We start from the raw sequence: 20332 nt of genomic DNA, 5'->3' as shown, positions 1-20332 counted from the left end.
AATGCCTCGCCCGACCGTCGTAGTAACACGACCCGCCGGGCAGTCCCGGCAACTGACCGAAGCGTTACAGGCCGCGGGTCTCGACGTGCTCAGTTTCCCGCTGCTGGCGATCGGGCCCGCGGCCGATGACGTGCCGCTGCGCGCCGCGCTTGGCCGGATCCAGGACTACGCGCTGGTGGTGTTCGTGAGCCCGAACGCGGTGTCCTACGGACTGGATACCCTTGCCCAGGTCCAGAACGCCCCGGGCGGAGCCCGGTGGCCGGAAAGCGTGCCGGTGGCCGTGGTGGGGCCATCGAGCGTGGTCGCGCTGGCAGAACGGGGTATCGCCCCGCCCGCGTATCGCGTGATCGCGCCTGCTGGCGCCCAGGGTAATGACACGGCGGGCGATGCAGCGCGCTTCGATTCAGAGGCGCTCTGGTCCGAACTCGACACCTCGCCGGGCGCGTTTGCCGACCGCAAGGTCCTGATCGTCCGGGGCAGCGGCGGGCGCGAATGGCTGGCCGATCGTTTGCGCGACGCCGGCGCGACCGTCGAAGCCGTGGAAGCCTACAGTCGCACGCTGCCCGAGCCGAGCGGCATGCAATGGCAGGCCGTGCGCGACAGCCTCAAGCCCGATGCGCCGCCTTACGCGTGGCTGCTGACCAGTTCGGAAGCCGTTCGCAACCTGGACGGGCTGGCGCGTTTGCATCTGTCGCCTCAGGAACACGAACGTCTGAAGCAGATGCAGTGCATCGCACCACATGCGAGAATTGCCGCGCAGGCTCAGTCGCTGGGATTTGCCCACGTGCTGCCCGCCGCGCCCGGAGATGCCGGGCTGCTGGCCGCATGCACGCAATGGGGCGAAGCCTATGCTGGGCCGGCCACGCCAGCGCCCGCCCCCGTATCGCCTGCACCCGCTCCGGTGGTCGTGCAGGCGGAACCGGAGCCGGCACCGGCGCCAATGGCACCCAAGGAACCCACGTCAACCAAAGTCGAACGCGTGACGACAGACACCACGTCCCCCTCGCCGAATCCGGGCGGTAACCCCGGTAGTTCCGGCATGTCCGGCGCATTTGTGGCACCCGCGCGCCGAATGAGTCCATGGTGGCTGCTTGTCGCCGTGCTGGTGGTCGCCATTGCCGGGGGCTTCTGGTGGTTGCAGATGCGGGTCGAGCATCTGACCCAGGAACTGGCGCGCCGGCAGCAGAGCGCGGACACGCTGGTGCAGGAAACGCGGGTGCTGTCGCGCGATGCGCAGGAGACGGTCAAGGCGTTGCAGGGCAAGGTGGGCGCGCTCGACGGCCAAATCACGGAGACGCGCGACAAGCAGGCCGCGCTGGAACAGGTCTATCAGGACTTGATGCGCAACCGCGACGACTGGGAAATCGCCGAAATCCAGCAGTTGCTGACCAACGCCGGCCAGCAGCTTCAGCTCACCGGCAACGTGCAGGTGGCGCTGGCCGCGCTCCAAAGCGCCGACGCGCGCCTGGCGCGCTCGGACAAGCCGCAATACAACCAGCTTCGCCGCGCCATTGCGCGCGATATCGGCCGGATGAAGGCCGTGCCGGATACCGACCTGACCGGGGCGGCGATCAAGCTTGACGAGGCGATCAACCAGATCGATTCATTGCCGCTGCTGTCGGGCGAGCGGATGCTCGACCGCACGCCTGGCGAGGGCAACAAGCCGGCACCGGTCGCGCCGAAGGGCGCCTCGACGCCCGCGGCTGCCAGCGCGGCGGGTGGCAATATGGTGTCGCGACTGTGGACGTACGTGCTTGACGAGCTTGGTCAGGTGATCCGCGTGCGCAAGGTCGATGACACCAACGCGCTGCTGCTCTCGGGTGACCAGGGCTGGTTCCTGCGCGAGAACATCAAGCTGCGCCTGCTCAATGCGCGGCTGGCGCTACTGTCGCGTAACGAACCTGTCTTCGGGAACGACCTCGCCGCCGCGCAGGGCATGATCGCGCGCTATTGCGATACCCGTTCGCGCCGCGTGCAGGGCGTGCTGACGATGCTCAAGCAGGCCCAGGCGAGCGCGGTGACGGTGTCCCTGCCGACGATGGCGGAGAGCCTCGGCGCGCTGCATGCCTTGAAGAAGGAGTAGCCGTCATGCGACTCCTTTTCTGGGTAGCTGTTTTATTCGGCGGCGCCGTCGGCCTGGCACTGTTTACACAGTTCAACCAGAGCAATGTGGTGCTGTTCTATCCGCCGTACCGGGTGGAAATGTCGCTGAACCTGACGCTGGCGTTGCTGCTACTGGCCTTCTTCATCGTCTGGACGGTGCTTTCGACCTTCCGGCACTTGTCGGAGATGCCGAAGCGTGCCGCCGCCTATCGCGAGCGCAGCCGCATGAGCAAGGCGCAGGCGGCCATGCGCGAGTCGATCGAAAATCTGTTCGCGGGACGTTTTGCCCGTGCCGAACGCGCTGCCCACGAGGCCCAGGCGTGGCCAGAGCAGGCGCAAACCGCCGCGCTGGTGGGCGCCCGTGCCGCGCACCGGATGCAGGAGTCGGAACGCCGCGACGCCTGGATGGCGCAGGTCACCGACCCCGAGCGCGAACAGGCGCGACTGGTCTCGATGGCCGAACTGCTGGTCGACGCGCGCGACGCCGAAGGTGCCTTGGCGACGATCGCCCAGTTGCAGGAAAAGGGTGGCCGCCAGATCCACGTGCAGCGTATCGCACTGCGCGCGCATCAGCATCTGAAGAACTGGAGCGAGGTCCTGCGACTGGCGCGCTCGCTGGAGAAGCGCAACGCGCTGCACCCGGTGCTGGCGTTGCGCCTGAAGCAGATGGCCGTGGAAGCGATGCTCGAGGAGCGCCGCCACGACGCCGAGGCGCTGTTTCATTTCTGGCGCTCGCTGACGGCTGATGAACGCCACGCGGTGCGCATCGCCGAACTGGGGGCGCGCTACTTCTCGTCGCTCGGCAAGCAGAACGAGGCACGCCGCATCGTCGAGGAAGCACTCAAGGTCAACTGGGACAGCCGGCTGGTGCAGCGCTACGCCGACTGCGCGGAGCCGGGCAAGGCGCTGCCGCAGATCCAGCAGGCCGAGAAATGGCTGGTTGATCACCCGACCGATGCCGACCTGTACTACACGCTTGGCGTGCTGTGCCTGGGCGAACAGCTCTGGGGCAAGGCGCAATCGAACTTCGAACGCACCCTGAAGTATGCGGATCGCGACGCGCAACGCCGCATCTGCATTCGCGCGCATCTGGCGCTGGCGCGGCTGTTCGAGGAAACCGACCGCGCCGAGGATGCGCAGCGGCACTATCGTGAAGGTGCGATGCTGGCGGCTTGAGGTGCCTCGGGTGCCCAAGGCATCTCAGACGTCCCGGTTGCGGAGGGTTTTCTCCTTCACCACGCCATACCTCTCCAGCGTTTCCTTCCGCGCCACATCGTGCTGAACGATCGGGCGTGGATAGTCTTTTCCAAGTGTCACGCCCGCTGCCCGTAGTACCTCGTCCGGTGCCGTCCACGGCGCATGGATGTACCTGTCGGGCAGCGCGGCCAGCATCGGCAGGTACTTCCGGATGAACTGCCCCTGCGGATCGAAATTCTCCGACTGCGTGACCGGATTGAAGATACGGAAGTACGGCTGGGCGTCGCAGCCGGTCGAGGCCGCCCACTGCCAGCCGCCGTTGTTGGCCGCAAGGTCGAAATCGTTGAGCTGGTCGGCGAAGTACTGTTCGCCACGACGCCAATCCACGCCCAGGTCCTTAACGAGGAAGCTGGCGGTCACCATGCGCAGGCGGTTGTGCATGTAGCCGCTCTGGCGGATCTGGAGCATCGCTGCATCGATCAGCGGATAGCCGGTCTGCGCGTCGCACCAGGCTGCGAAGTACCGGTCGCCCGTGGCCGGCGCGATCCACCGCAGCGCATCGTATTCGGCGTGAAACGACTTACCTTCCGCCACGCGCGGATGGTGATGCAGGATCATGAAATAGAAGTCGCGCCAGATCAGTTCCGAGAGCCAGACGCCTGCGCCTTCGCTCGCAGCACCGCCGCGCAGCATGGCGTCATGCGCGGCGCGGGCGAGCGTGCGGATCGAGATCGTGCCGAAGCGCAGGTGAACCGAGAGATAGCTTGGCCCCCGCACGGCCGGAAAATCGCGCCGACGGCCGTAGTCGCCAATGCGGGACAGGAATTCGTCGAACAGCGCGTGAGCGCCGTCGCTGCCCGTGGGCATGGCGATCCCAGCCAGGTTGGTGGCAGTGAAACCGAGGTCGGCCAGCGTCGGCAATTGCCCCCGGTACCGTTGTGGAACAGGTGCAAGCGCTTCCAGGTGTTTCCCGATCGGATATGGCCGCAGGTCGAACGGCCGCACCGTGCGCAGCCAAGCGTTCTTGTAGGGTGTGAACACGCTGAAGGGGCGGCCCTGGCCAGTCAGGATCTCGTCGCGTTCGAAGATGACCTGATCCTTGAACGTGAGCAGCACCCGGCTGTCGGCGGCTAGTGTCCGGCGCACGGCTTCGTCGCGATCGTTGGCGGCCGGCTCGTAATCATGGTTGGCGAAGACGGCCTCCACTTCAAGCTCTGCGGCCAGCCTCGGAATTGCCTGCCGCGCGGTGCCGTCGAGCACGATCAGGCCGCCGCCCGAATCTTCCAGCGCCCGGCGCAATGGCTCCAGCGAACGCAGGATAAACTCGACGCGGCGATCGGCGTGCAGCCCCCGCGCCAGCAGCGGCGCCAGGATTTCCCGGTCGAACACGAACACGCACCATACCTGCCGGCAGTGCTTGAGGGCATAATGCAGCGCCGCGTTGTCATCGGTGCGCAAGTCGCGCCGGAGCCAGACCAGGCCGCGGGTAAAATTCCGGTCGATCCGGTAGGGCAGGCGCGCGGCGTCGGCTTCAGCTTCGGGGGAGGGCGATCCAGACATCGCCGTAACCTAACATAGCAACCGGGACTCCAGCAGTCCCATCCAAGCAGCAGAAAGATATTCCCATGGCCACGACACTCGACCGCATCCTGCAATCCCAAGGCTTCGGCACCCGCCGCTATTGCGGCGATCTGGTGGCAGCCGGGCTGGTCGAGGTCAACGGTGAACTCTGCGAGGACCCGGGTGCGCGTTTCGAGGTGGACGGGCTGCGCCTGATGGTCGACGGCGAGGAGTGGCTGGCGTGCACCAAGGCCTACGTGATGCTGAACAAGCCGACAGGCTACGAATGCTCCCAGCGTCCGCGCCATCATCCAAGTGTGTACAACCTGCTGCCGGTGCCGCTGCGCCAGCGGGAGGTCCAGGCTGTGGGGCGGCTCGATCACGACACCACTGGGTTGCTGCTGCTGACCGACGACGGCCAGTTCATCCACGCCCAGACCTCGCCGAAGAAGCAGGTGCCGAAGATCTACGAAGTGACGACCTTCGATCCGGTTACGCCGGAACAGGTGGAAGCGTTGCGCACTGGCGTGAAGCTCGACGACGAACCGGCGCCGATCGCCGCCGATGCGTGCGAAGCGACCGGCGAGCGCAGCCTGCGTCTGACGCTGCTGCAGGGCAAGTACCATCAGGTCAAGCGGATGGTCGCCGCGGTGGGCAACCACGTGACCGCGTTGCATCGCAGCGCGATCGGCGGACTGGTGCTCGACCCCGCGCTGGGCCCCGGAGAATGGCGCTGGCTCACGCCCGAAGACCTGGCCGCGCTGCGCGGGTGAGGGCGTTGAGGCAGCAACAAATGTTGCGCTGCGGCATGTCGCCGGACACCGAAGTTTTACGGGAAGTCGCTGCGGTGATTTGGTAGAATGCAAGCCATGGCGACGTCCGAAGCTCCAATCAATCTCACCAATCAGTTCCTGATTGCCATGCCCGGCATGGCCGATCCGACGTTTTCAGGTTCCGTCGTCTATCTTTGCGAGCACAACGAGCGCGGCGCGCTCGGCCTGGTGATCAACCGGCCGATCGACATCGACATGGCCACGCTCTTCGACAAGATCGATCTCAAGCTCGAAATCCAGCCAGTTGCCCATCAGCCGGTCTACTTCGGCGGCCCGGTGCAGACCGAACGCGGCTTCGTGCTGCATGACCCGGTCGGCATCTATGTGTCGTCGCTGGCGGTGCCCGGCGGGCTGGAAATGACCACCTCCAAGGACGTGCTCGAGGCCGTGGCCAACGGCAGCGGCCCGCACCGGTTCCTGCTCACGCTCGGTTACGCGGGATGGGGCGCCGGCCAGCTCGAGGACGAACTGAGCCGCAATGGCTGGCTGACCGTTCAGGCCGATCCCGAGATCATTTTCAGCGTGCCCCCCGAGGAACGTTTTGCAGCGGCCATTCGCCTGCTCGGCATCGACATCTCGATGCTTTCGGGTGACGCGGGACATGCCTGACCAGCTGGGGCGCGAGACGCCCCGCGACGGCACGGTGCTCGCCTTCGACTATGGCGAGAAAAAAATCGGCGTGGCGCTCGGTAATTTCATCACCCGGCAAGCCAGCGCACTTACGATCCTTCCGAATGTGACGGTCGAGGCCCGCTTCGACGCCGTTGGCGAACTGATTCGCCAGTGGACGCCGGTGCGACTCGTTGTCGGGATGCCTGTCAATCCGGAAGCCGGCCCCGACGACGAGGAACAGCCCTCGATGCGGCTTGCGCGCCGCTTTGGAAACCAGTTGAACGGACGCTTCAATCTGCCCGTGGAATGGGTGGACGAACGCTACTCCTCGCGCGCCGCAGCCATGGCGGGCGCCAAGCGAGGCGCGCTCGACGCCGAGGCAGCCCGGATCATCCTGCAACAGTATTTCGACGAACTCCCGCTATGACCCAGACCTCTACACCCGACGCCGAGGCGCTGTATCACGCGCTGCGCGACCAGGCCCAGGCCCTGATGCCCTCCAGCGAGCGTGCGCGCTGGTCCGTCGCGGGGATCTACTCCGGAGGCGCCTGGATCGCCGAGCGGCTGGCGTCCGACCTGCAACTGGGCGGGCACGGCGTGATCAACGTGGCCTTTCACCGCGACGACTATGCCAAGAAGGGCCTGCACAGCCAAGCGCAGTCGACCACGCTCCCGTTTGAGGTGGAAGACCGCAATATTCTGCTGATTGACGACGTGCTGGCCACGGGGCGCACGATTCGCGCCGCCGTCAACGAACTGTTCGACTACGGCCGTCCGGCCCGCGTAGCGCTGGCCGTGCTGGCCGATCGCGGTGGCCGGGAGTTGCCGATCGCCGCCGAATTTGCCGCTGTTACCGTCGCGCTGCCCCAGGACAAAACCCTGGTGCTGTCGCGCCAGGGCGAGGGTGCGGACACCCGCTTTGCCTTTGCCACTGAAGTCCGTAGCTGAACCCGCAAGCACGCAAGTACCACACAGATAGAACCCGCGCCCGACCTGCCATGACCAAGACGTTTCGCAACCCGCAGCTCACCAAGAACGGCGAACTGAAGCACCTGCTGTCGATCGAGGGGCTGTCGCGTGACATGATCACGCACATCCTCGATACCGCCAGCCAGTTCGTATCGCTCTCCGACTCCGACCGCGAGGTCAAGAAGGTGCCACTGCTGCGCGGCAAGAGCGTGTTCAATCTGTTCTTCGAGAACTCCACCCGGACTCGCACGACGTTCGAGATCGCGGCCAAGCGGCTGTCGGCGGACGTGCTGAACCTGAACATCAACGCGTCGTCCACGAGCAAGGGCGAATCGCTGCTCGATACGATCAACAACCTGTCGGCGATGTCGGCCGACATGTTCGTGGTGCGCCACGCCAGCTCGGGCGCGCCCTACCTGATCGCCGAACACGTGGCCCCGCACGTGCACGTGATCAACGCCGGCGATGGCCGCCACGCGCACCCGACGCAGGGCCTGCTGGACATGTACACGATCCGGCATTTCAAGAAGGACTTCACGAACCTGACGGTGGCGATCGTCGGCGACATCCTGCACTCGCGCGTGGCGCGCTCAGACATCCACGCGCTGACCACGCTGGGCGTGCCGGAAGTGCGCGCGATTGGGCCGCGCACGCTGCTGCCGTCCGGCCTGGAGCAGATGGGCGTGCGGGTCTTCCACAACATGGAAGAGGGCCTGAAGGGCGTGGACGTCGTGATCATGCTGCGCCTGCAGAACGAGCGGATGACCGGCGCGTTGCTGCCGTCGGCGCAGGAGTACTTCAAGGCCTACGGTCTGACCCCGGAGCGCCTGGCGTTGGCCAAGCCTGATGCCATTGTGATGCATCCGGGCCCGATGAACCGCGGCGTGGAGATCGACTCCGCCGTGGCAGACGGTCCGCAATCGGTGATCCTGAACCAGGTGACGTTCGGCATCGCCGTACGCATGGCCGTGATGGGCATCGTGGCGGGTAATAACGATTGAGCCGGACCCCGGATACAACGAACAGCACACACCGACAGAACATGAAGATCCATATCCAGGGTGGCCGCCTGATCGACCCGGCCGCGAACGTCGACGCCGAACAGGACCTGTACATCGCCGCCGGCAAGATTGTCGGCGTGGGCCGCGCGCCCGCTGACTTCCATGCCAACAAGACCATCGACGCCCGCGGCATGATCGTGTGCCCGGGGCTGGTCGACCTGTCCGCCCGCCTGCGCGAGCCGGGCTACGAATACAAGGCGACGCTGGAATCCGAACTGGCCGCCGCCACTGCCGGTGGCGTGACCAGCCTGGTCTGCCCGCCTGACACCGACCCGGTACTCGATGAGCCGGGGCTGGTGGAGATGCTCAAGTTCCGCGCTCACAAGCTCAACCAGACGCATGTGTACCCGCTGGGTGCCCTGACCGTCGGCCTGAAGGGCGACGCGCTGACCGAGATGGGCCAGTTGACGGAGGCAGGCTGTGTCGGCTTCAGCCAGGCCGAGGCACCCATCCATGACACCAAGGTGCTGCAACGCGCGATGCAATACGCGCAGACTTTCGGCTTCACGCTGTGGCTGCGCCCCGAGGATCCTTTCCTCGGCGGAGGCGTTGCCGCGAGTGGTGCCGTGGCGTCGCGCCTGGGTCTGTCGGGCGTGTCCGTCATCGCCGAAACCGTGCGTCTGCACACGATCTTCGAATTGATACGTGCCACGGGCGCACGCGTGCACCTGTGCCGCTTGTCGTCCGCTGCCGGGCTGGAACTGGTGCGTCAGGCACGCAAGGAAGGCCTGCCGGTCACGTGCGACGTGAACATCCATCACGTGTCGCTGACCGACATGGACATCGGCTTCTTCAATAGCCAGATGCGCTTCACGCCGCCGCTGCGCGGCGCTCGCGATCGCGACGCAATCGTTGCCGCGCTGGCCGACGGCACTATCGACGCACTCTGCTCGGATCACACCCCGGTGGACGACGACGAAAAGCTCCTGCCTTTCGCCGAAGCGTCGCCGGGTGCTACGGGCCTGGAACTGCTGCTGCCGCTGACGCTGCGCTGGGCCAATGAGCACAAGGTGCCGCTGGTACGCGCGCTGGCACGCATCACCAGCGAACCTGCGCGAGTCATCGGTTTGAATGCAGGGTCGCTGACCACCGGCAGCATGGCGGACGTGTGCGTCTTCGACCCGAAGCAGGTCTGGAAGGTGGAACGCAGCGCGCTGAAGAGCCAGGGCAAGAACTCGCCGTGGCTGGGTTACGAGATGGAAGGCCGCGCGCGCGCGACGCTGGTGTGCGGCCAGATCGTTTACGAACAGCGCTGACAAGCGCCGGCAAGCTGACCTTCAGGAAAACCGGGGCCTCACGATGATCTGGTTACGCAAGGCGCGGCTGGCATTTCACCTGCTGCGTGGAATGCTGGTCTGCGCCAGTGTCTTTCCGTGGGCGAGCGCGAGTCTGCGCGAACGTCTGATCCGCGCATGGTCTCGCAAGCTCCTGGCTATCTGCGGCATCGAGGTGGAAGTCCTGGGCCTGGCGCCAGGGCAGGCAGCTCCCAAAGGCGCAATGCTGGTGTCGAACCATATCTCGTGGCTCGACATCTATGTCATCCATAGCTGGAAGCCCGTGCGCTTCGTCGCCAAGTCGGAGATCCGGAGCTGGCCCATAGTTGGCTGGCTGTGCGACAAGACGGGAACGATTTTTATCGAACGTGCGCGCAAACGCGATGCGCATCGGGTGCTGCACCACATCACCGAGGTGATGCAGCAAGGCGACCTGGTGTGCGTGTTCCCCGAGGGCACGACTACCGACGGCAGCAAGGTGCTGCCGTTTCACGCGAACCTGATGCAGGCGCCAGTGGCCGGAAGACTGCCGGTGCAACCGGTGGGCTTGTCCTACCTGGACGCCGCGACTGGCAAACCGACGCTGGCGCCGGCCTACATCGACGATATCTCGCTGGTGCAGTGCCTGAACGCGATCCTCAAGTCGCCGCCGATCAAGGCGAGGCTGGTGATCGGGCCGCAGTTGCATGCCGATTCTGGCGGACGAAGGGAGCTGGCGGAGTCGGCGCGAGAGGTCGTGACGCACCTTGTGGATGGGGCGCATGAGGAGGCACAGAGCACTACCGGCGCATTTCATTCCCCGACTGTAGCGAAGCCGATTCACTTGAAGGATGCCGTGTCCGCCGCAGACCACTGAAACCCGATTCCGGGTAAACCTTTATCTCGCCAACCCTTCTGCCGAGGGGTAGATAGATGGCGGCCAGAGTAGCCCACATCGTGTATTGTTACACTCTGCAATATTTATGGTTATTTACTACCGAAATTTGAGTTCGCTGCTATCGTAACCGCCGCTTGTTTGGCTACTGTTGGCAGTTTGAGTTCTGGCGGAAAGCGATACAGGGTTCTGTAATGGTTCAGAGGGAAGAAGTTGTTCAGCCAGTAAATTGGGCAGCCGTTGGGAAGTCTGTCGCCCGTTGGTTAGGTGCAAACAGGAAGTCGTTTCTGTTGACGATGTCGCTGGTGTCGTTGGCATTGTTTGCGCTGATGACCCACTTCCTTCGCCACTATCAGAGCGAAGGCTTTCTGCGAGCCACCAGGCCCCTGACGGAGTTCAATGCCCAGCGCTCGTCCATTGAGGACAAGGACAATTTCCTGCGCTATCTCCGGGCGAACAAGCTTTCGGACACCCCCAACGCCGCATACGTGCTTCAAGCCATTGGCCCGGACCTGATGTTGAAGCGGGTCAAGGTCGTGCTGCCGTATTCAAAAGAAGATCTCAAGCTTCTGGCCGACCTGAAAAGCCCCCTGGAATCGAACATCCTTGGCTTCACCATTTCTTTCCCAGGTGCTTCGCCGGACGATGCGGCGGCGCGTGTGAAACTTGTGGGCGATTACCTGAAGGACACGATGCTTCGTCAGGATTTGCTTGAGAGCATTCACCTGGGTGCGGGGGATGCCAGGGCGGAGAAGCAGAAGCTTAACAACAAGTTGATCGCCAAGCGAGTAGAGCTTGACGAAGCTACCCGCAAGCTTAATGCGCTCAAGGAAATTGCGGCGAAGTATCCTGAGGCATCGAAGTACGAAGCGCGCCAGTTGCTGTCCTCGGACACAGATGGCTCGCGGTACTTGTCCCCTGTGATGCAACTTGTGGGCGTTGAGTCGAATATTGCGGATATCCGAAATGACCTGGTGTCCCTGGAGCGCGATGCCGCGCAGAATGATGTGCGACTCAAGTTCTATGCGGACGCCGAGAAGCTCAATCCGTCCGTGAAATCGGGAAGGGAACTGTTTGAGGACTTCAAAACTTTGCGGGCGAATACCTTCAAGGACACGCGCCTTGACGACGACCGCGTCCGTGAAGTCGTTAACAAGATCGACCTACTAGCGGAGACGCTGCAGACTAAGCACCTGGTGAATACGCGATTCGTTTCGGGGCCATCTGCGCCTGACCATCGTGCAGGGCCTAGGATCGGGTCCCTGCTGGTCTTGTCGCTGGTACTCGGTGGGCTATTTGCCGGTGCTGCCGTTGCGGCGATGGGCTGGGTGCGGACACACAAGGGCGGGCGGTCCGTCAACGGACTTGCCGAGCCAGGAGTGCAACTCTAGGCCGTTGCCATATCATTGCCCCCGGGTTCCCCAGAGGGTAAGAATCTCAGGCTAGTGGATCCTGGTACTGAGGGCAGTTGACCTGAATGATCGTGCGCTGTTCGGGGCGGGCGGCCAACTGTACCGCGGTCAGCTTTCCTCCCCACACGCAGCCTGTATCCAGCGAGATCAAGTTTGGGCGCATCACCAACCCAAGTGTTGACCAATGCCCGCATACCACTGTTACATTGTCTGTCCGCCGGGCGGGAGCATCAAACCATGGCATGACGCCAGTAGGCGCGCTGTCCGGACCTTCTTTTGTCTTCAGGTCCATAACGCCTTCCTCAGAGCAATAGCGTAGACGAGTGAGGGCGTTGACGATGACGCGGTGCCGCTCAATGCCAATTAGATCCTTGCGCCAGCGATCGGCAGAGTTGCCAAACACGCCTGCGAGAAACGCCTTCCAAGCGGGGCCCTGCAGTTCAGCTTCGACTTCCTGTGCAAGGGCGATGACCTGATCAGCACTCCACTGGGGCAAGATGCCAGCATGCACGATCAGGAAGTCGTCTTCACGGATTGCCATTGGCTGATGGCGCAGCCAGGTGATCAGGGCGTCGCAATCCGGTGCTTCCAGTATGTCGTCGAACGTGTCTGATTTGCCCTTCTTGCGAACACCTGCAGCGACAGCGAGCAGATGGATGTCGTGATTGCCCAGGACCGTGCGCACGCGGTCGCCCATGGCTTCAATCGTGCGCAACGTTTCCAGCGAGGCCGGTCCACGATTGACCAGATCGCCCACAAGACGCAGCGGCGCACCATTTGGCAGGAGCTCCAACAAATCAGAAAAGGACGGTGCACAGCCTTGAAGGTCGCCAATGGCGAATGGTGCGGAGTCTGGGTGGTGATTGGCGGCTATCTGGGATTGCATGGTTCTACAGACATTCGTAATGGATTTCCCGATGACTTGTGAAAATGGTTACACGGCGCTACAAAAAGTTGAGTCAGGGCCTCGGGAGCTGCCTGAGGGTCAGATAGAATACCGCCACTTCTATAAAGAACACGATAATTGCCCTCAATCCTTGAGGATCAAGCGGTGCAGCAGTTTTGTCGGGAACGTGGGTACGTAGATTGGGATAGGGAGTAAGAGTTTGTCGCACATTCTTGTCACAGGCGGAGCGGGGTTCATCGGCGCCAACTTCGTGCTCAACTGGCTGGCCCAGCCGGGAGCGGAGAGCGTCGTAAATGTCGACAAGCTGACGTATGCGGGCAACCGCAAGACGTTGTCTTCGCTGGATGGCGATACTCGACATGTGTTTTCGCAGACGGACATCGGTGACCGCGATGCCCTTGACAGGTTGCTTGCCGCATACAAGCCGCGCGCGGTTGTACACTTCGCCGCCGAAAGCCATGTAGATCGCTCCATCCACGGCCCGGCCGAGTTCATTCAGACCAATATTGTTGGCACCTTCACTCTGCTGGAGGCCGTGCGCGCCTATTGGGGCAGGCTGGAAGGGCCGGCCAAGGCAGAGTTCCGCTTTCTGCATGTTTCCACTGATGAGGTGTTCGGTTCGCTTGGTCCTGCCGATCCGCAATTCTCCGAAACCACCCCGTACGCGCCGAACAGTCCATATTCTGCCTCGAAGGCAGCTTCCGATCATTTGGTCCGTGCGTATCACCACACATATGGGCTGCCGGTCCTGACAACCAACTGCTCCAACAATTATGGCCCGTATCACTTCCCCGAGAAGTTGATCCCGCTGATGATCACCAATGCACTCAGTGGCAAGCCGCTGCCGGTGTATGGAGATGGCCAGAACGTCCGTGACTGGCTGTATGTCGGGGATCACTGCAGCGCGATTCGCGAGGTGTTAGCGCGCGGTTGCCTGGGCGAGACCTACAACGTCGGTGGCTGGAACGAAATGACAAACCTGGACGTTGTGCACACGATCTGCGATCTGCTCGATCAGCTCAAGCCAAAGGCGAACGGTTCCTATCGCGAACTGATCAACTTCGTGAAGGATCGCCCCGGACATGATCGACGCTATGCAATCGATGCGCGCAAGCTGGAGCGAGAGCTGGGCTGGAAACCGGCCGAAACCTTTGAAAGCGGGCTGCGCAAGACAGTCCAGTGGTACCTCGACAATCAAGCCTGGGTGCAGGACGTGATTTCCGGTGAGTATCGCAACTGGGTGGCCAAGCAATATGCAGCTTGAGTCAGCCAAGATCCCTACCGTTCTTGTGACGGGATGTAACGGGCAAGTTGGATTCGAACTCCAGCGTGCCTTGGCGCCTCTCGGGCGTGTGATTGCGCTCGATCGCACGGGTTGTGACCTGACGCGTCCGGACGAAATCCGCCGGGTCGCTCGCACGTTCAGGCCTGACGTAATCGTCAATCCTGCAGCCTATACCGCCGTGGACAAGGCGGAAGCCGATGCGGAGATGGCTTTCGCCATTAACGGTAACGCCCCCGGTGTGTTGGCCGAAGAAGCCAAGGCACTTGGCAGCCTGCTGGTGCACTATTCGACGGATTATGTTTTCGCCGGACGCGGCGATACCCCCTTTGTGGAATCCGATGCCGTAGGTCCTCAGTCCGTGTACGGCAGGAGCAAGCTGGCTGGCGAGCAGGCGGTCTTAGCCTCGGGCGCGACAGCGCTTGTGTTGCGTACTTGCTGGGTCGCGGGTGCGCATGGGGGCAATTTCGCCAAGACCATGTTGAAGCTCGGGCGCGAGCGCGACAGCTTGCGCGTTATCGCCGATCAATTTGGCGCACCGACCACGGCATCCCTGATTGCAGATATAACGGCGCAGATCGTTGCGCGATTTTGGCTGTTCGGCGAGCGCAGTGCCTTTCCTGGCGGGATCTATCACCTTGCCGCGGCTGGCGAGACCACGTGGCACGGCTACGCGGTCGAAGTGCTTACCTATGCGGCGCGCAAGGGTGTGGATTTCAAGGTAGATCTGGACAGCATCGAGGCGATCCCAGCCACCGCCTATCCGTTGCCGGCACCGCGACCACTGAACTCGCGACTGGATACCCGCAAGTTGCGCGACACCTTTGGCATTCACCTTCCGGACTGGCAGCAGGGTATTCACTTCCTGCTTGATCAGATCCTTCCCTGAATCACGACACTATGCGCAAGGGCATCATCCTCGCCGGGGGGTCCGGCACCCGGTTGTATCCGATCACGCGGTCAGTTTCCAAGCAGCTTCTGCCGGTCTACGACAAGCCGATGATCTATTATCCGCTGTCCACGCTTATGCTTGCGGGGATGAGGGATATTCTGATCATCTCCACACCTGAAGACACGCCGCGCTTCGTGGCGATGCTTGGTGATGGCAGCGACTGGGGGATCAATCTGCAGTACGCAGTGCAACCGAGTCCGGACGGGCTCGCGCAGGCGTTCATTATCGGCCGCGACTTCATTGGCAACAATCCATCGACCTTGATCCTTGGCGATAATATCTTCCATGGACACGACCTTGTGCGCCAGCTGCATAGCGCATCGGAAAAGGATGATGGTGCCACGGTTTTTGCGTATCACGTACATGATCCCGAGCGATATGGCGTGATTGAGTTTGACGAACAATTTCGCGCCCGGTCGCTGGAAGAGAAGCCAGCGCTGCCGCGTTCAAACTATGCTGTAACCGGCCTCTATTTCTATGACAAGCAGGTTTGCGATATTGCTGCCGATATCAGGCCTTCGGAGCGAGGAGAGTTGGAGATTACGGACGTAAACCGGCACTATTTGGCTAAAGGCGAACTCAACGTCGAGATTATGGGGCGTGGGTACGCATGGCTGGATACCGGTACGCATGACTCACTGCTCGAGGCAGCCAGCTTTATCGCCACACTTCAGAACCGGCAGGGTTTGATGGTAGCCTGTCCCGAGGAGATCGCGTACCGGAACAAATGGATTGGCGCCGAACAGGTCGAAGCGCTGGCGAAACGCTTGTCCAAGAACAGTTATGGAAAATACTTGCGACAGATTGTCTCGGAGGCTATTAAGTGAGTTTGAACGTCATTCCTACGAGTCTGCAGGACGTTCTCATCCTTGAGCCCAAGGTATTTGGAGATAGTCGTGGCTTCTTTTTTGAATCTTTCAATCAGAAGGAATTCGAACAGGCTACTGGACTAAAGCACAGCTTCGTTCAGGATAATCATTCGCGTTCATCGCGCAATGTGTTGCGCGGGTTGCATTATCAGATCCAGCACCCTCAAGGAAAGCTTGTTCGTGTTGTTTCGGGAGAGGTGTTCGATGTTGCAGTGGACATGCGCCGAAACTCTCCAAATTTTGGAAAATGGTTTGGTACTAAACTCTCATCAGAAAACAAGCGGCAACTTTGGATTCCGCCAGGGTTTGCTCATGGCTTTGCCGTGACTTCTGATGAGGCCGAATTTTTATACAAGGTGACAGATTATTGGTATCCGGAGCATGAGCGGAGTCTGATCTGGAATGACCCGGATGTTGGCATTGAATGGCCAATCGAAGGTGGCCCGATACTCGCTGCGAAAGATGCTGCCGGCAAGAATCTTGCAGAGGCTGAACTGTTTGAATAGCGCCGTGCCGCAATCTGTTGTGCGAGGAAGAAAACGGTCCGCGAATTGATCCGGGAAGGTGGTCATCGCTTGATTGTGGAAAATCGCAAAACAGCCCTGGTGGTAGTATAACGCTTTCCCATATGCTGACACTTTCGATTGCTTTTGTACTTTCGTTTTTCTTTACGCTGTTGGTGATTCGCTATTCCAGTGTCCATGCCCATATTACGGCGGACTGGGATCTGAGCGGGGTTCAGAAATTCCATGCCCGTCCGGTGCCCAGGGTTGGTGGGCTTGGTATTGCGCTTGCGCTTGGCGGCGTGAGTATCGCACTGTTCTTTTTACGGGACTCGAAAGCGCTCGGCTTTCCTTATCTCCTGCTTCTGTGCAGTGCTGCTCCGGCATTTCTTGCCGGCTTTATCGAAGATCTGACAAAACGTGTAAGCCCGCGCGAAAGACTGATTGCCACCATGATTTCGGCAGCTGTCGCGGCATACTTCTTGGACGCGCGCATCGTACGTATCGACGTACATTTTATCGACATGGCCCTGGCTATGCCCCTGTTTTCCGGACTTATTACTGTGTTTGCAGTTGCAGGGGTCGCCAATGCCATCAACATTATCGATGGGTTCAATGGGCTAGCATCGATGGTTGCGATGCTGATGTTTGTTTCACTAGCCTATGTTTCATTCCAGGTAAGCGATCCACTTATCATTACCGTGGCCTTCGCTATGATTGGAGCAATTCTCGGTTTCTTCATCTGGAATTTTCCAGCAGGGCATATCTTCCTTGGAGACGGCGGCGCCTACCTCATCGGGTTTGTGCTGGCAGAGTGCGGAATACTTCTTGTCATGCGCAATCCGCAAGTTTCCGCATGGTACCCAGTCCTGATGTTGATCTATCCTATCTTTGAAACCCTGTTTTCGATCTATCGTCGCCGTGTCCTGAAAGGCGTGCCGGCAGGATCTCCAGATGGTGTTCACCTGCACACGTTGATTTATCAGCGCCTGATGCGATGGGCTGTGGGGAGCAAGGATGAGCGGAGCAAGCTGCGCAGGAATTCGATGACTTCCCCGTATCTCTGGCTCCTAAGTCTGATGGCAGTCCTGCCTGCGACATTGTTCTGGAATAACCGGACCGTCCTGCTGATCTTTATCGGCTTGTTCATCGTTCTTTATGTGTGGCTGTACTGGCGGGTCGTGCGATTCCAGTCGCCACGTTGGATGATTATTAAGAGATAGGTCACGGAAATGAAATCTATCCCCACATCGAAGCGCGAGGATGAAGGTACCGTTGTCACGTTTACAGATGTGCTGGATTTCATCCGGCGCCAAGGTACGACGCTTATTGGTCTGAGCCTTGCAGGCGTGGTTATCGGTATTGGTGTGACGTTTCTGATTCCCAAACAATGGGAATCAACTGGCGTCCTTCAGATTGGTCAAGTGGCCAGCGAAACGGCAAGCGCGCCGGGAGCGCCGACCCTGATAGAGCCAACCCAACGCGCACTGGAGCGTCTAAGAATTCCTCAGTTCACGGATGATGTACTAAAGATCCTTGGCCATGCCGTGGGCCCCGACGAGGACGCCGCTGCCGCCTTGGCACGGCGCTCTTTCAAGTCGACGTTGCTCGCGGCCACGGATCTCATACAGTTCACTGTGCGAGGCTATTCGCCCGAGGACGCGACGCGTACGGCAAACGCAATTGGCAATGAACTGGCACGGATCCACGCCGGTCTCATGCGGCCCTCGCTGGACAGGCTCAATGCCGACATGGAGGAAGTTTCTCAGGGAGTGATCAGGGAAGACAAACGCCGGGAAATGTTGAACGATCTTGTCACGCGCCGTGATCAGCTAGCCATCGCAGGGAAATTCTCTGAGAACGTTCTGCTCAGCGAAATGGTGAATGAAAATGAAAAGTCGTTGCGGGCTCTACGCCTTCGCAAAAATACACTACAGGAAATGCTGAGCAAGGAGCGCACCTATAACACACATTTGCTCGGGCCGGTTGAAACCAGCAGGCAGTATATTTATCCACGCAAATCCCTGTTTGGTGCCGGCGGACTGGTGATTGGGGCCCTGTTGGGTTTGCTGGTGGGTATCGCCATTGACACAAAGCATCGAATTCAGCGGATGCGCAGCGGGGACTAGCGAATTTCCGTCCCGTGGCTGCACTGTGTTCCAAGCTGTCGAAAACCACCCCAAAGGTGATTGCGACAGCTTGGAAACGCAGAGATGGAAGGATTATCCGAGCGTCCGGTGCCCACTGTGCTGATTTGCTGCAGTCAGGAACACTACCATCGAGAGACTCGTCGCGACGATGCACCAGTATGCATATCGAAAGTCGACTGACGGGACAGCGGCAAGAAGACTGGCGTAGTATCCAAGTGCCGAGAGGTTCAGTGCGAGGATCTGCATTCTCTCTGGCGAGGGGCGCATCCAGGCCGCTACGGCCAGCATCAGGATGGAAAGCACCAACCACGTGTAAGGCTTGAGCAGTTCGCCAATGACGCTGCTCTGACTTTTCTCCACATACTTCTCAAGCAACTGAGCCTTGTCCGGTCGTAACAGGACAATGTTCATGTCATTCCCCATGACTCCTGGCTGCCACACGTAGGCTGGCGGCAACTGGGGGGATCGTACAAAATATAGGAATGCTTCCCAGCGCATCCTCAAGGAGAGTAGGGGATTCGCAAGTACCGTTTCTTTCCAGAGCTTGTGTGTTGACTCGAATGGTTGCCCCACCATCAGGCTGCCACTCGGATCGTACCCTCGGTCAACAAAGCACAGCGCACGTTCATAGAGGATTGGATATTTGGTACATTTTTCCAGATCAGGCTGTTTCACCCAGGGAAGCAGAATCTGCCCGGTCTGCGCCGAAATCTTCGCGATCTCGTCGCCCATCAGAAGGGTTTCGTAATGCCTCCGCTCGGCCTTCAGGAGGCCATAACTGATTGCGGAAGCGATCCCCCAGAGCGCCACAGAAACGACTACGGTCAGAATAAGCCCATAGGTCACCTTTGCGTTCCGCAGGTGATAGATTGACGCAAGGAAAATGAGCGGGGCAGTCGCGAGAATTGCATTGTGGCGTACTGCGAATGCATAAAACAAGAAAGGCAGTCCCAGCAAGGCCAGTTTGCGGCTCCGCCTCTGGTTTAATAGCAACCCGCTGGCCATCAGCAACGAGAACGCCATGCCCACATCCTTCCACAGGACACCTGCAAAATTGAGAATCCAAGGCAGGAAGAAAATAGCAGGGACTAGCAGCGACCATCTGGAACGTGCCAGGTTGAATTGCCAAATCAGTATACCTGTGACCAGCAGAGCCAAATGAAAAACAAGCAGACTTTGCGGCCCGGGGATCAGTGTCAGGCACAAATGCCAAACGTATGACATGATCGGCGGGTGGCTGTCAGCGTAGTGTTGTTCCAGCGCGCTTCGGTACTGGACGACAGAATCGTATGACATGAAGCCTGGTGCGAAGCACATCCAGATGGTCACTACCAGAAGAGCGGTGAAGGCCGCACCGGCCAGCAGCGTGAATCGGTCTTTTTTGATAGCGGTAAGATTGGATTGCAAGAAGATGGCCCCGATGCGTGAAATCAGGCGTTGGATGTTAGGATGACGCCGAGCATGATAAAGGCGACCCCAAATACATACTGCATCTGGAAGCGTTCGCCGAAGATGATATGGCTGCCAATTGGGACTAGCAGGAAAGCGAGAGCCATCAGCGGATAGACCTTGCCGAGTTCGGTGCGCTGGAGTACCCAGACCCAGGCAAGGGATGTCACACCATACAGGCACATTGCAGCGAGCAGCGCTGCCAGTGGCTTATAGGCAATGAAGCTGCCGCCCGCGTGTGCAGTATTCGCACTGACCTTGAAAAGGATCTGCCCCATGGCCAACCCTACGACGCACAGAACAGCTACCAGATAGGTAATCATCG

At 60.6% G+C, this 20332-nt stretch carries 20 protein-coding genes; 16 read left to right on the top strand and 4 right to left on the bottom strand.

Going from position 1 to position 20332, the window contains the following annotated elements; genetic code table 11:
* Position 1: 1 nt before the first annotated feature.
* Together hemDX and WD006_RS12195 are read left to right on the top strand one after the other, a co-directional pair.
* Positions 2-2083, top strand: a complete 2082-nt coding sequence (hemDX, locus tag WD006_RS12200) for a fused uroporphyrinogen-III synthase HemD/membrane protein HemX (protein WP_029307243.1) — start codon at positions 2-4, stop codon at positions 2081-2083.
* A gap of 5 nt (positions 2084-2088) precedes the next feature.
* Positions 2089-3279, top strand: a complete 1191-nt coding sequence (locus WD006_RS12195) for a heme biosynthesis protein HemY (RefSeq protein WP_024569046.1) — start codon at positions 2089-2091, stop codon at positions 3277-3279.
* 24 nt (positions 3280-3303) lie between these two features.
* On the opposite strand, the gene WD006_RS12190 is transcribed toward WD006_RS12195, so the two are convergent.
* On the bottom strand, positions 3304-4860 hold the full coding sequence (locus WD006_RS12190) for a cryptochrome/photolyase family protein (RefSeq protein WP_029307244.1): 1557 nt from the start codon (positions 4858-4860) through the stop codon (positions 3304-3306).
* A 65-nt stretch (positions 4861-4925) separates the two neighbouring features.
* Between WD006_RS12190 and WD006_RS12185 the strand changes: the two genes are divergently transcribed.
* The 8 genes from WD006_RS12185 (at position 4926) to WD006_RS12150 (ending at position 11874) form a co-directional block, all read left to right on the top strand.
* Positions 4926-5633, top strand: coding sequence for a pseudouridine synthase (locus WD006_RS12185; RefSeq protein WP_029307245.1), 708 nt, complete (start codon positions 4926-4928; stop codon positions 5631-5633).
* Positions 5634-5729: 96 nt separating this feature from the next.
* Positions 5730-6302, top strand: coding sequence for a YqgE/AlgH family protein (locus WD006_RS12180; protein WP_008646285.1), 573 nt, complete (start codon positions 5730-5732; stop codon positions 6300-6302).
* Positions 6295-6732, top strand: a complete 438-nt coding sequence (ruvX, locus tag WD006_RS12175) for a Holliday junction resolvase RuvX (RefSeq protein WP_029307246.1) — start codon at positions 6295-6297, stop codon at positions 6730-6732. The genes WD006_RS12180 and ruvX overlap by 8 nt, the downstream gene beginning before the upstream one ends.
* Positions 6729-7253 (top strand): bifunctional pyr operon transcriptional regulator/uracil phosphoribosyltransferase PyrR, encoded by a 525-nt coding sequence (pyrR, locus tag WD006_RS12170; RefSeq protein ID WP_011517314.1) that lies wholly within the window; start codon positions 6729-6731, stop codon positions 7251-7253. The genes ruvX and pyrR overlap by 4 nt, the downstream gene beginning before the upstream one ends.
* A 50-nt stretch (positions 7254-7303) precedes the next feature.
* Complete coding sequence (locus WD006_RS12165) at positions 7304-8275, top strand: aspartate carbamoyltransferase catalytic subunit (protein WP_008646281.1); 972 nt, start codon at positions 7304-7306, stop codon at positions 8273-8275.
* Positions 8276-8316: 41 nt separating this feature from the next.
* Positions 8317-9591: a dihydroorotase gene (locus WD006_RS12160; RefSeq protein WP_035832491.1), complete on the top strand. Its 1275-nt coding sequence runs from the start codon at positions 8317-8319 to the stop codon at positions 9589-9591.
* A 43-nt stretch (positions 9592-9634) separates the two neighbouring features.
* Complete coding sequence (locus WD006_RS12155) at positions 9635-10465, top strand: lysophospholipid acyltransferase family protein (RefSeq protein WP_029307248.1); 831 nt, start codon at positions 9635-9637, stop codon at positions 10463-10465.
* 314 nt (positions 10466-10779) lie between these two features.
* The gene (locus WD006_RS12150; protein ID WP_231108877.1) at positions 10780-11874 is read left to right on the top strand and encodes a hypothetical protein; all 1095 of its coding nucleotides are present in this window, start codon (positions 10780-10782) and stop codon (positions 11872-11874) included.
* Between the two features lie 46 nt (positions 11875-11920).
* On the opposite strand, the gene WD006_RS12145 is transcribed toward WD006_RS12150, so the two are convergent.
* Positions 11921-12781, bottom strand: coding sequence for a symmetrical bis(5'-nucleosyl)-tetraphosphatase (locus WD006_RS12145; RefSeq protein ID WP_029307250.1), 861 nt, complete (start codon positions 12779-12781; stop codon positions 11921-11923).
* Between the two features lie 220 nt (positions 12782-13001).
* On the opposite strand from WD006_RS12145, the gene rfbB reads away from it, so the two are divergent.
* The 6 genes from rfbB to WD006_RS12115 all read left to right on the top strand — a co-directional run bounded on the left by rfbB (position 13002) and on the right by WD006_RS12115 (position 18537).
* Positions 13002-14066, top strand: coding sequence for a dTDP-glucose 4,6-dehydratase (gene rfbB, locus WD006_RS12140; protein ID WP_029307251.1), 1065 nt, complete (start codon positions 13002-13004; stop codon positions 14064-14066).
* Positions 14056-14973: a dTDP-4-dehydrorhamnose reductase gene (gene rfbD / locus WD006_RS12135; protein WP_029307252.1), complete on the top strand. Its 918-nt coding sequence runs from the start codon at positions 14056-14058 to the stop codon at positions 14971-14973. Before rfbB ends, rfbD begins: the two co-directional genes overlap by 11 nt.
* A gap of 11 nt (positions 14974-14984) precedes the next feature.
* Positions 14985-15863 (top strand): glucose-1-phosphate thymidylyltransferase RfbA, encoded by an 879-nt coding sequence (gene rfbA, locus WD006_RS12130; RefSeq protein ID WP_029307253.1) that lies wholly within the window; start codon positions 14985-14987, stop codon positions 15861-15863.
* A complete protein-coding gene (gene rfbC / locus WD006_RS12125; protein ID WP_080711377.1) occupies positions 15860-16411 on the top strand; it encodes a dTDP-4-dehydrorhamnose 3,5-epimerase in 552 nt (183 codons plus the stop codon). The genes rfbA and rfbC overlap by 4 nt, the downstream gene beginning before the upstream one ends.
* 122 nt (positions 16412-16533) lie before the next feature.
* Positions 16534-17631, top strand: a complete 1098-nt coding sequence (locus tag WD006_RS12120; RefSeq protein ID WP_375198944.1) for a glycosyltransferase — start codon at positions 16534-16536, stop codon at positions 17629-17631.
* Between the two features lie 9 nt (positions 17632-17640).
* A complete protein-coding gene (locus tag WD006_RS12115) occupies positions 17641-18537 on the top strand; it encodes a hypothetical protein (protein WP_029307256.1) in 897 nt (298 codons plus the stop codon).
* A 93-nt stretch (positions 18538-18630) separates the two neighbouring features.
* On the opposite strand, the gene WD006_RS12110 is transcribed toward WD006_RS12115, so the two are convergent.
* Positions 18631-19965 (bottom strand): hypothetical protein, encoded by a 1335-nt coding sequence (locus tag WD006_RS12110; RefSeq protein ID WP_029307257.1) that lies wholly within the window; start codon positions 19963-19965, stop codon positions 18631-18633.
* 23 nt (positions 19966-19988) lie between these two features.
* Entirely contained in the window at positions 19989-20330 is a 342-nt protein-coding gene (locus WD006_RS12105) for an EamA family transporter (protein WP_029307258.1), read from the bottom strand.
* Positions 20331-20332: the final 2 nt, after the last annotated feature.

This window comes from Cupriavidus sp. Met-2, from assembly GCF_049843575.1.
Classification (GTDB): domain Bacteria; phylum Pseudomonadota; class Gammaproteobacteria; order Burkholderiales; family Burkholderiaceae; genus Cupriavidus; species Cupriavidus metallidurans.
The sequence above is the reverse complement of the archived record's forward strand: the minus strand, read 5'-3'. Positions and strand labels throughout refer to the sequence as shown.

Excerpts from the sequence above, each read along its gene's own strand:
- hemDX (WP_029307243.1), top strand. The coding sequence starts at position 2 with ATGCCTCGCCCGACCGTCGTAGTAACACGACCCGCCGGGCAGTCCCGG.
- WD006_RS12195 (WP_024569046.1), top strand. The coding sequence starts at position 2,089 with ATGCGACTCCTTTTCTGGGTAGCTGTTTTATTCGGCGGCGCCGTCGGC.
- WD006_RS12190 (WP_029307244.1), bottom strand. The coding sequence starts at position 4,860 with ATGTCTGGATCGCCCTCCCCCGAAGCTGAAGCCGACGCCGCGCGCCTG.
- WD006_RS12185 (WP_029307245.1), top strand. The coding sequence starts at position 4,926 with ATGGCCACGACACTCGACCGCATCCTGCAATCCCAAGGCTTCGGCACC.
- WD006_RS12180 (WP_008646285.1), top strand. The coding sequence starts at position 5,730 with ATGGCGACGTCCGAAGCTCCAATCAATCTCACCAATCAGTTCCTGATT.
- ruvX (WP_029307246.1), top strand. The coding sequence starts at position 6,295 with ATGCCTGACCAGCTGGGGCGCGAGACGCCCCGCGACGGCACGGTGCTC.
- pyrR (WP_011517314.1), top strand. The coding sequence starts at position 6,729 with ATGACCCAGACCTCTACACCCGACGCCGAGGCGCTGTATCACGCGCTG.
- WD006_RS12165 (WP_008646281.1), top strand. The coding sequence starts at position 7,304 with ATGACCAAGACGTTTCGCAACCCGCAGCTCACCAAGAACGGCGAACTG.
- WD006_RS12160 (WP_035832491.1), top strand. The coding sequence starts at position 8,317 with ATGAAGATCCATATCCAGGGTGGCCGCCTGATCGACCCGGCCGCGAAC.
- WD006_RS12155 (WP_029307248.1), top strand. The coding sequence starts at position 9,635 with ATGATCTGGTTACGCAAGGCGCGGCTGGCATTTCACCTGCTGCGTGGA.
- WD006_RS12150 (WP_231108877.1), top strand. The coding sequence starts at position 10,780 with ATGTCGCTGGTGTCGTTGGCATTGTTTGCGCTGATGACCCACTTCCTT.
- WD006_RS12145 (WP_029307250.1), bottom strand. The coding sequence starts at position 12,781 with ATGCAATCCCAGATAGCCGCCAATCACCACCCAGACTCCGCACCATTC.
- rfbD (WP_029307252.1), top strand. The coding sequence starts at position 14,056 with ATGCAGCTTGAGTCAGCCAAGATCCCTACCGTTCTTGTGACGGGATGT.
- rfbA (WP_029307253.1), top strand. The coding sequence starts at position 14,985 with ATGCGCAAGGGCATCATCCTCGCCGGGGGGTCCGGCACCCGGTTGTAT.
- WD006_RS12120 (WP_375198944.1), top strand. The coding sequence starts at position 16,534 with ATGCTGACACTTTCGATTGCTTTTGTACTTTCGTTTTTCTTTACGCTG.
- WD006_RS12115 (WP_029307256.1), top strand. The coding sequence starts at position 17,641 with ATGAAATCTATCCCCACATCGAAGCGCGAGGATGAAGGTACCGTTGTC.
- WD006_RS12105 (WP_029307258.1), bottom strand. The coding sequence starts at position 20,330 with ATGATTACCTATCTGGTAGCTGTTCTGTGCGTCGTAGGGTTGGCCATG.